Annotated in this window: 3 protein-coding genes and 1 pseudogene; 3 read left to right on the top strand and 1 reads right to left on the bottom strand. The window is 33.2% G+C overall.

The window, feature by feature from the left end; all coding sequences use genetic code 11:
• Nucleotides 1–1765 (bottom strand): annotated as a pseudogene (locus ACKVOD_RS10635) (hypothetical protein); the annotation flags it as partial.
• 740 nt (nucleotides 1766–2505) lie between these two features.
• Here ACKVOD_RS10635 and ACKVOD_RS10630 point away from each other — a divergent pair.
• The 3 genes from ACKVOD_RS10630 (at nucleotide 2506) to ACKVOD_RS10620 (ending at nucleotide 6310) form a co-directional block, all read left to right on the top strand.
• A complete protein-coding gene (locus ACKVOD_RS10630) occupies nucleotides 2506–3666 on the top strand; it encodes a 5-(carboxyamino)imidazole ribonucleotide synthase (RefSeq protein ID WP_409209444.1) in 1161 nt (386 codons plus the stop codon).
• A gap of 85 nt (nucleotides 3667–3751) precedes the next feature.
• On the top strand, nucleotides 3752–4237 hold the full coding sequence (gene purE / locus ACKVOD_RS10625) for a 5-(carboxyamino)imidazole ribonucleotide mutase (RefSeq protein ID WP_409209443.1): 486 nt from the start codon (nucleotides 3752–3754) through the stop codon (nucleotides 4235–4237).
• Between the two features lie 45 nt (nucleotides 4238–4282).
• A complete protein-coding gene (locus ACKVOD_RS10620) occupies nucleotides 4283–6310 on the top strand; it encodes a M3 family metallopeptidase (RefSeq protein WP_409209442.1) in 2028 nt (675 codons plus the stop codon).
• The last annotated feature ends 108 nt before the right edge of the window (nucleotides 6311–6418 follow it).

Here is a 6418-nt window from a genome sequence, read left to right as displayed (position 1 = left end):
TTACACTAGGAACAGGCAACTGATTAGTCGCATAACTACAAAATCCAGGATCATTGTTTACAGTTAAATCTGGAAATGCAGAAGCAAAAACAGGAGCTTGATCATCTGTAACCGTTACGGTCTGTGTAGTAGGAATAGCAGAATTTCCATTATCATCGGATACATTCCATGTAATAGTAGTTATTCCTACTGGATATGCAGCGCTTAAATCCAATGCATCACTTCTTACTCCCATTGGAGAAATAGGACTTGTACAATTATCAGTAGCCGTAGCTGAAACAGTTACCAATGCACCACATTGACCTGGATCATTAGATACTTCCTCATCACCTGAAGGAGTTATTGTTGGTTTTGTTACATCTTTCAAAGTAATTGTAAAAGTTGATGTAGCTGTATTTCCATTACCATCATCAGCTGTTAAAGTAATAATTTGCGTAGTATTATGACCCGACAAAGTCCCTGAAGCAGGTGATTGTGTTACAGTAACAGCTCCACAATTATCAAAAGTAGTAACTAAACCTGTATAATCAGGAATAGTAAAATCACAATTAGTTGAATTGATATCTACATCAAAATCTGAGACAGTAGTAATAGTTGGATCAGTTACATCTTTTAAAGTAATTGTAAAAGTTGATGTAGCTGTATTTCCATTAGTATCATCTACAGTTAGCGTAATAAGTTGTGTTGTATTATGACCCGAAACTATAGAACCTGCAGCTGGCGATTGTGTTATAGTTGGAGTACCGCAATTATCAGTAGCAGAAGCTAACACTACATAATCAGGAATCGAAAATTCACAATCAGCATCAAGATTCACATTTGCATCAGCAGGCGTAGATGTAAATACTGGATCTGTTACATCTTTCAAAGTAATTGTAAAAGTTGATGTAGCTGTATTTCCATTACCATCATCAGCTGTCAATGTAATAAGTTGAGTAGTATTATGATTTGACAATACAGTACCTAATAGAGGTGATTGTGTTATAGTTGAAGTCCCGCAATTATCAGTAGCAGAAGATAACACTACATAATCTGGGATTGTAAAAGTACAATCTAAAGAATTAACATTTACATTACTATCAGTAGGTGATGAAGTAAATACTGGATTTGTTACATCTTTTAAAGTAACATCAAAACTAGTTGAAACATCATTTCCATAATCATCAGTAGCAGTTATAGTTATTGTAACTACATCATTGTTCGCTACTGACAACTCTGAACCAGCTGCAGGGGATTGCGTTATAACAACACCTCCACAATCATCTGTAGCAGAAACTAAAGATCTATAATCTGGAATAGTAAATTTACAACCAGCACCTGAACTAATATTTTTTATTATGTTAGGCAAAGGTAACGTTGTACTAATAACTGGATCAGTACTATCATTAAAATTTATAGTAAATACTGCATTAGTTGATAGATTTGGAGTCGGCGCACCCACATCGGATAATTGTATTGTTACCGTTACAATCCCCGGAACAATTGGACCCACAGGTGTTACATCAATAGATCGCAAAATACCTGTAGGATCTTGTGTAAAATTAAAAGTAACATTTTGACCACCAACAGCAGAAGCTGTAGTTACTAAATTAGCCGCAGGTGTATTAGCATCCGTAACCTGAAATTGTGTATTCGCAGCTACATATCCAGGACAAATTAACCTATTAGATGGAGGTACCTGGAAAACCGGTGCGGTATTCTGACCGTTCACCGTATTAAATAATACGGATAAAATACCCATAAAAAATAATAATTTTAATTTCATAATTATAGTTTTTAAATTTTGAACAAAATAACAATAAATATTTATAATAAACAATCTAAAATACATTAGAAATCGATGAAATACACAAAATTAATATAGCACATAAGAAAAAGTGTGTCAGAATAATTAAATAAAATTATTTAAGTGTCTTGAAATCAATTATTTACGATTGAATTCATTTTAATTTTTTTTGTGTAAGTTTTTTCTTAATTAAAATTAAACACAAAACTAAAATTGTATTAAAAGTTTACAATAAAAATAAAAAATAATTAAATTTATAAATCAAACAATTAAAATTAAAATATCTTAAAAAAGAAACAAAAAAAATGATTAACAATAGTGCAATACTATTACCTACTAAATTTATACCTTAATATATAGGAATAAATTAAGAAGGAATAAAATAACCCGTTGGGTGTGATTAATAAAAAATTTAACCACACTTCGGCAAAGCTCAGTACAGGCTAGAGTCATAGAAAAAAAAGTTAGCTAGCCCAATTTTTGGATTAAGAAAGCTATTTTTTTATTAAATATAGTGAAACGCCTTTGCAAAATCAATTAAAACTATGATGCTATGTGTTATATAAATATCAAATTTAAATTACACCCAACATGTTCTTATACTATATCTAATTAAAAACAGACAAAAAACAAAAGTAGTAACAGACTATTGTTGAATATTTTTATATTTGCCTATGATTGATTAGTCAAATCAATCAAGTGAAGCAACCTTAATAATAATGACCTATTTTTCTTCAAATTTTAAACTCGGTATTCTAGGAGGCGGGCAACTCGGCAAAATGCTATTGTTTGAAACTCGCAAATTTGATATTCAAACCTATGTATTAGACCCGAGCAACGAAGCTCCAAGTAAAATCGCTTGCAATAAATTCTTTCAAGGTGATTTAATGAATTTTGAGACTGTCTATAATTTTGGGAAACAAGTCGATATTTTAACTTTCGAAATAGAATTGGTTAATATTGATGCTTTAACACAATTAGAATCGGAAGGAGTAAAAGTATACCCCTCTCCAAAAACTTTAAAACTAATTCAGAATAAAGGTATCCAGAAAGAATTTTATATAAATAATAGTATTCCAACTTCAAAATTCGAAAGATATTCAGATTTGCAAAATCTGCAATCTGCAATCTGCAATCTGCAATCTGCAATCCAATTGCCTTTTGTATGGAAATGTACTGAGTTTGGTTATGACGGCAATGGCGTAAAAGTAGTTAGAACCGTTGACAACTTAATTAATTTACCCAATGTAGAATGTATTGCTGAAGAAATGGTTGAATTCAAAAATGAATTATCAGTAATTGTAGTTCGCAATGTTTCAGGCGAAGTAAAAACCTATCCTGTGGTAGAAATGGAATTTCATCCCGAAGCAAACCAGGTAGAATATGTAATTTGCCCAGCAAGAATTGATGACAAAGTAGCTCAAAAAGCGACACAAATAGCCTTAGAAGTTTCAAAAGCCTTTGATCATGTTGGATTGTTAGCCGTTGAAATGTTTCAAACACATACTGATGAAATTTTAGTTAACGAAGTAGCTCCGAGACCTCACAATTCTGGTCATCACACCATCGAGGCAAGTTATACCTCGCAATTTGAAAATCATCTGCGTGCTATTTTAGATTTGCCTTTAGGAAATTGCGAAAGTAAAGTGGCTGGAATTATGGTTAATTTAGTGGGTTCCGAAGGGTATTCAGGAAATGTAGTTTACGAAAACATAGAAAAAATAATGGCTATTGATGGTGTAACTCCTCATATTTATGGCAAAAAACAAACTCGCCCATTCCGCAAAATGGGACATGTCACTATTGTCAACCAAGATATGGTAACAGCCCGGAAAATAGCCGAAGAAGTTAAGAATAGTATTAAAGTAATTTCTAAATAATTAAAAAATTTAAAGATTGAAAAATTTAAAGATTACAACACTAATTTTTAAATCTTTCAATCATTTAATCTTTAAATAAAAAACAATGAGTAAAGTAGCCATAATAATGGGAAGTATATCGGATATGCCTGTCATGCAAGAGGCCATCGACATCTTAAAAGGATTTGATATAGAAACCGAAGTCGATATCGTTTCAGCACACAGAACGCCCGAAAAATTATTTGATTTCAGTAAAAACGCACACACTCGTGGAATTTCGGTAATTATCGCTGGCGCTGGTGGAGCTGCACATTTACCGGGAATGGTTGCCTCGATGTCTCCCCTACCTGTAATTGGTGTTCCTGTAAAATCAAGCAATTCTATTGATGGTTGGGATAGCGTTTTGTCTATTTTGCAAATGCCAGGGGGTGTTCCTGTAGCCACCGTTGCCTTAAACGGAGCGAAAAATGCGGGGATTCTTGCCGCACAAATTATCGGAACATCCGACAAATGCGTTTTGGATAAAATTATAGCCTACAAAGAAGGACTCAAAGAAACTGTAAACAAATCATCCGAAAATTTAAAAAAATAAAATCACAGAATCTTAATGGTTCAAAATAAAAATAGTGCTATTATTATGAAAGTTTTAATTGAAAAATTTCAAACCAAACACAATACTGCTCCCTTTTCGCAAATCAAACTTGACGATTATAAACCTGCTTTTCTAGAAAACATTGCTGCTGCAAAAGCCGAAATTGATAGTATCATAAACAATCCCGAAAAACCCACTTTCGAAAACACTATCGAAGCATTAGATTTTTCAGGAGATGCGTTAGATAGATTATCTTCTATATTTTTTAATTTGAATTCAGCAGAAACGAGTGACGAAATGCAAAAAATCGCCCAAGAAGTATCACCATTGCTGACTGAATTTAGTAATGACATCACTTTAAACGAAGATTTGTTCCAAAGAATCAAAACTATTTACGAGCAAAAAGAGGGTTTAAAGCTGAACACTGAACAAACTACTTTATTAGAAAAAAAATTCAAAGGTTTTGCCCGAAATGGGGCGCTACTTAAGGGAGAAGACAAGCTAAAATTACGTGAAATCGATACTGAATTAGCCAAACTAAAGCTTACTTATGGTGAAAATGTATTGGCCGAAACCAATAATTTTCAACTACATATTACTAACGAAAATGACCTAAAAGGACTTCCCGAAGGAACCATTGAAGCCGCTCAATCATTGGCTAAAAGTAAAGAATTAGAAGGCTGGTTATTTACTTTGGATTACCCAAGTTATATTCCGTTTGTGACCTATGCCGACAATAGAAAATTGCGAAAAAAAATGGCTATTGCAGCTGGGAAAAAAGGGTTTCAAAATAATGAATTTGACAATCAAAAAATAACTTTAAAAATTGCTAAATTACGTAATAAAAGAGCCAATTTATTAGGTTACACAACTCATTCAGACTTTGTTTTGGAAGAAAGAATGGCACAAAATCCCCAAAAAGTAAAAACTTTTTTGAATGATTTATTGGCTAAAGCAAAACCTGCCGCTGAGAAAGAATTTGCAGAACTGACAGCTTTTGCAAAAGAATTAGACGGAATAGACCAATTAGAGAAATGGGATGGTGCTTATTACTCCGAAAAGTTGAAGCAAAAACTCTTCAATTTAGATGATGAATTGCTAAAACCTTATTTTCAACTAGAAAACGTTTTAAATGGTGCTTTTACTATTGCTGGAAAACTTTTTGGATTAAAATTTACCGAAATTTTTGATATCGATAAATACCACCCCGATGTTACAACCTATGAAGTAATAGACGAATTTGGTGAATTTGTAGCGGTATTTTATGCCGATTTTTTTCCAAGAAAAGGAAAACGAAATGGAGCCTGGATGACCAGTTTCAAATCGCAATCTATCAAAGATGGCATAAACGAAAGACCTCATATTTCTAATGTTTGCAATTTTACACCCCCTACTGAAAGCAAACCTTCGCTACTCACTTTCAACGAAGTAACCACTTTGTTTCATGAATTTGGACACGGATTACACGGGATGTTAGCCAACACAACTTACCCTAGTTTATCGGGTACCTCAGTCTATTGGGATTTTGTAGAATTGCCAAGTCAAATAATGGAAAATTGGTGTTATGAACCCGAAGCTTTGGCACTTTTTGCCAAACATTATCAAACAGGTGAAATTATCCCGCAAGACTATGTCGAAAAAATCAAAGAAAGTGCTAGTTTTCAGGAAGGCATGGCTACCTTACGTCAAATTAGTTTTGGCCTTTTAGACATGGCTTTTCACAGTCAAAATCCAACTGAAATTACCAATATAAAAGCTTTCGAAAAATCCGCTTTTGCAGGCACCACTTTATACCCTGATGTTGCCGAAAATTGCATGTCGGTTTCTTTCTCTCATATTTTTCAAGGTGGCTATTCCTCAGGATATTACAGCTACAAATGGGCCGAAGTTCTCGATGCCGATGCCTTTGCTTATTTTCAAGAAAATGGAATTTTTAATAAAGAAATTGCCACTAAATTTAAAGACAATATCCTATCCAAAGGCGGCACCGAATTACCAATGGATTTATACAAAAAATTTAGAGGTCAAGAGCCAAAAGCAGATGCTTTGTTGAAAAGGGCTGGACTTTTATAAAATTTTAAAACAATAAACCATTAATAAATTGAAGAGGATTAAGATTTTGAGCTTAATTCTCTTAAAGGTTTTTTCAATGATATTATGCCTTTTTAGAGAACGTATTCA

Source organism: Flavobacterium sp., from assembly GCF_046155325.1.
GTDB lineage: Bacteria > Bacteroidota > Bacteroidia > Flavobacteriales > Flavobacteriaceae > Flavobacterium.
Note: the sequence above shows the minus strand (reverse complement) of the source record. Positions and strands in the feature narration are given on the sequence as shown.